The sequence below is a fragment of the Bacillus sp. LL01 genome, from assembly GCF_001037965.1.
Window position 1 is genome coordinate 1 of record NZ_LFEL01000187.1, and the last position, 4,064, is coordinate 4,064.

The following is a 4,064-nucleotide window of genomic DNA, read 5'->3' on the forward strand; positions in this document are numbered from 1 at the left end:
TGCCAGTAGTCATAAGTACCTGAATCAAATCCTGGGCTAAAGAACTCAATTTCTTCTTCTGGCCATTCAGAACGAACATCTGACCAAGTTTCTACACTTTCATCAGTCCACATAGTTGTTAATTCTTCAACAGTTAAATAATCAACAAAGTCATTTTGCTGACTGACTACAACTGATAAACCATCAAACGCTACCGGTAATTCAATATATTCAATGCCATTTTCTTCTGCAATTTCAGCTTCTTCATCTTTAATAGGACGAGATGCATTACTAATATCTGTTTCCCCTACTGTAAAGCGTTTAAAGCCACCACCTGTACCAGATACACCAACTGGAGCACGAACACCAGGTTGTTCCGTGGAATACTCTTCAGAAACAGCTTCCATGATTGGGAACACTGTAGATGAACCATCGATCGCAACTYCTCCAGATAGATCTCCTGCTTCAGTCTCTTCACTTGCCGCTTCTTCTGAAGATGTATCTTCAGAGCCTGTCTCTGTTTGGGCTTCTTCAGATCCATTACCACATGCTGTGACAAACACCATAAGTGCTGCTGCCATTAAGAACAATAATACGTTTTTTACATTCACTGAATTGTCCTCCCTTTTCTGTAGGAAAAATATTTTCGTAAGTGGTCTCTCCCTCTCACAATTGCTAGTATAGATGCGCAATATTAAGTAGGTATGATTACTGTGTAAAGGTTTTGTAAACCGTTGTTAAAATAGATAGAAACATGTCTAAATAGGGTATAGAAATTGATATGTATAAATTACCAAATAAAAACTCTAAGTTTATTTACGGGTGCCTGTGCTCCTCATAGCAGTACTTACTTATCTATAAATCATCATTATTTCCAATTCTTCATTTTATATATTGCAACATCTATTAATCTGAGTTAGGATATAGTCTAAGTATTTTATCTATTTAAAATTTTATAAGTTCATGCAAAAGGTGGTTTGGATTAAATGTCCAAGCCTTAAAAGGGAAGTTCGGTTAAAAGCCGACACGGTCGCGCCACTGTAAGAGTGAGCTGCTTATGATATACCACTATTTGATATTGTTATGAAGCACAATATTGAATGGGAAGGAATAAGTTAGCGATGAACTCGAGTCAGGAGACCTGCCTTTTGTACGCACTAGTACCTACGCGTTTATTAGGGAGGAGTGATCGATATGTTTTGGCCATTGGTTTATGATAATCCGGGTTAATTCTGTACATGTGATCTCTCTTTCTTTTAGGAAAGAGAGTTTTTTGTTTTATCGCATACAAACTATTAATCTTCGGAGGGAATTAAACATGAATATTATACAGTCAAACTTAGGGTATCCACGAATCGGAAAGAACAGAGAATGGAAGCGTCTATTAGAAAAGTATTGGTCAAAAAAGATAACAAGAGTTACGTTTGAATTAGAGATGAAAAAATTAAGAATCGATTATCTAAACACCCAAAAAGCACTAGGAGTTGAGCTGATACCAATTGGTGATTTTAGTTATTATGATCAGGTGCTTGATACTGCGGTTATGTTTGGCCTTATTCCTAAACGTTTTCAATCAATGGAAGCAGCTTCGTTGGAGCAATATTTCGCCATTGCCAGAGGAACAGATCAACATGTCGCTTCAGAAATGACTAAGTGGTTCAATACCAACTATCACTATCTTGTACCTGAATTAAAAGAGGTAACGCCTACCTTGACTCATAACCGACTACTTACATTATTTAATGAAGCAAAATATGAACTTGGTATTGTCGGAAAACCCGTTATTGTAGGGCCTATCACCCTTCTCTCACTATCAAAAGGCTATCATACCGAGGACTTTAAGGAGATTATTCCGCAACTCATCCCCCTTTATATCAAGGTTTTTAAAGAACTTGAGCAAGCTGGAGCAGAATGGATTCAAGTTGATGAACCGATTCTCGCTCAAAATGTTAATCAAGAAATGATCGAATTATTTAAAGAAGTGTATGCTAATTTTAATGATGCGTTACCGGAATTAAACCTCCTTCTTCAAACGTATTTTGGATCAATTGATCATTATAAAGAAATTACACAATTACCCGTTGCAGGAATTGGACTTGATTTTGTTCATGACAATGGAGAGAACTTGAAACAGTTGAGGGCGTTTGGTTTTCCTCAAGATAAATTCTTGGCTTGCGGAGTCATTGATGGTCGTTCTATATGGAAGAGTAACCTAATAGATAAATACGAACATGTAAAAGAACTCTCTGCGTATACTCAAAACCTGATCATTCAACCTTCATGCTCCTTGTTACATGTACCTGTTACGACCGCTGGTGAAAAAAACCTTGACCAGGAGTTTGTCGATGTTCTAGCCTTTGCTAATGAGAAATTAGAGGAAGTAGCCTTACTAGGAAATGTAATTAGAAATCGAGAAAAGCAGGAGGAGTTAAAAAAGTATAGTTATTCAATTATTGAATTTCATAAAAATACAAATCGTATAAACATGGAAGTTCAACGTCAACTTGCGAATGTAGATGGTCTTGCTACATCAAGAACACCTTTTGAAGAGAGAAAAAGATCTCAAAAAGAAAAATGGCAGCTACCTACTCTGCCTACTACAACGATTGGGAGTTTTCCACAGACTAAAGAAGTCCGCACTAATCGACTTAGTTATAAGAAAGGCTCTTTATCAGCAGAGGAGTACGAAAGATTTATTGAAGATGAGATCCAGAAATGGGTAACGATTCAAGAAGAAATTGGACTTGATGTGTTCGTTCATGGTGAGTTTGAACGGACAGATATGGTGGAGTTTTTTGGTCAAAGACTGAACGGGATGGAAGTGACAATAAATGGATGGGTTCAATCCTACGGCTCACGTTGCGYAAAACCTCCAATCATTTCAGGTGATATCTCATTTGCACAACCAATGACTTTAAAGGAAACCGTATACGCTAAATCACTAACATCAAAGCCAATGAAAGGCATGCTCACAGGTCCAGTGACCATTTTAAATTGGTCTTTTGAACGGGATGATACAACAAGAAAAGAAATGCTGAACCAGTTAGCACTGGCCATCCGTGTCGAAATTAATGAACTTGAAACGCATGGTATTGAAATGATTCAAGTAGATGAGCCAGCTCTTCGTGAAGGACTTCCATTAAAGGAAAAAGAAAGAGAAGCTTATTTAACAGATGCTGTGACCGCCTTTATCATAGCCACAGGTGGGGTGGCCGATACGACACAAATTCATACTCACATGTGTTATTCTGAGTTCGATGAAATTATTGAGACCATTGACGCACTTGATGCAGATGTTATTTCAATTGAAGCATCTCGAAGTCATGGGGAGATTATTCATACATTTGAACGATTTGATTATACGAAAGATATTGGTCTAGGTGTCTATGATATTCATAGTCCACGAATCCCTAACGAACAAGAGATGAGACAAAATCTTGAGCGTGCACTAAGGGTATTAAAGACCAATCAATTTTGGGTCAATCYTGATTGCGGATTAAAAACACGTTCACCTGAAGAAACCATTGAAGCTTTGAAAGTCATGGTAGAGACTGCCAAGAAGGTACGCTCTACTTTAAAAGCTGGTGTAACAAAATGAATTCTTCCCAATCAACTAGTTACTCTAGGACAATCCAGTCAAGATTAGTCCTTCCACCAGATACGAATCATCTGAAAACGATCTTTGGTGGGCAAGTTCTTTCCTTTATCGATGAAATAGCTGCCATTACAGCCATGAAGCATGCAGGAAGTGTCGTTGTAACAGCCTCAATTGATTCAGTCGATTTTTTATCTTCTGCATCTGTAGGCGACCTATTAGAGCTTGAATCGTTTATTACTTCTACTGGTCGTACGTCAATGGAGGTATTTGTAAAAGTTCATTCCACTAATCTTCTTACTCGGGTAAAAACGTTAACAACGAAGTCCTTTCTGACCATGGTAGCCGTGGATGACGATAAAAAGCCTATCCCGGTTCCGAAGATCATTCCTGAAAGCGATGAAGAGAAGCAGCTTTGCCTAACAGCAGCTGCTAGAAAAGAAAACCGCTTAAATCGTTCACTCATCAATTAAACAAATGAAAAGAGCAG

At 37.9% G+C, this 4,064-nt stretch carries 3 protein-coding genes and 1 riboswitch; of the genes, 2 read left to right on the plus strand and 1 reads right to left on the minus strand.

The window, feature by feature from the left end:
* A partial coding sequence (locus AB685_RS27610) for a substrate-binding domain-containing protein (RefSeq protein WP_047973805.1) occupies positions 1 to 590 on the minus strand: 590 nt, incomplete at its 3' end.
* A gap of 342 nt (positions 591 to 932) precedes the next feature.
* Positions 933 to 1,143, plus strand: a riboswitch (cobalamin riboswitch).
* Between the two features lie 154 nt (positions 1,144 to 1,297).
* On the opposite strand from AB685_RS27610, the gene metE reads away from it, so the two are divergent.
* Positions 1,298 to 3,577 carry a 5-methyltetrahydropteroyltriglutamate--homocysteine S-methyltransferase gene (gene metE, locus AB685_RS27615; RefSeq protein WP_047973806.1) on the plus strand — a complete coding sequence of 760 codons (2,280 nt, stop codon included), beginning with the start codon at positions 1,298 to 1,300 and terminating at the stop codon, positions 3,575 to 3,577.
* Positions 3,574 to 4,047, plus strand: a complete 474-nt coding sequence (locus AB685_RS27620) for an acyl-CoA thioesterase (RefSeq protein ID WP_047973807.1) — start codon at positions 3,574 to 3,576, stop codon at positions 4,045 to 4,047. Before metE ends, AB685_RS27620 begins: the two co-directional genes overlap by 4 nt.
* Positions 4,048 to 4,064 lie beyond the last annotated feature (17 nt).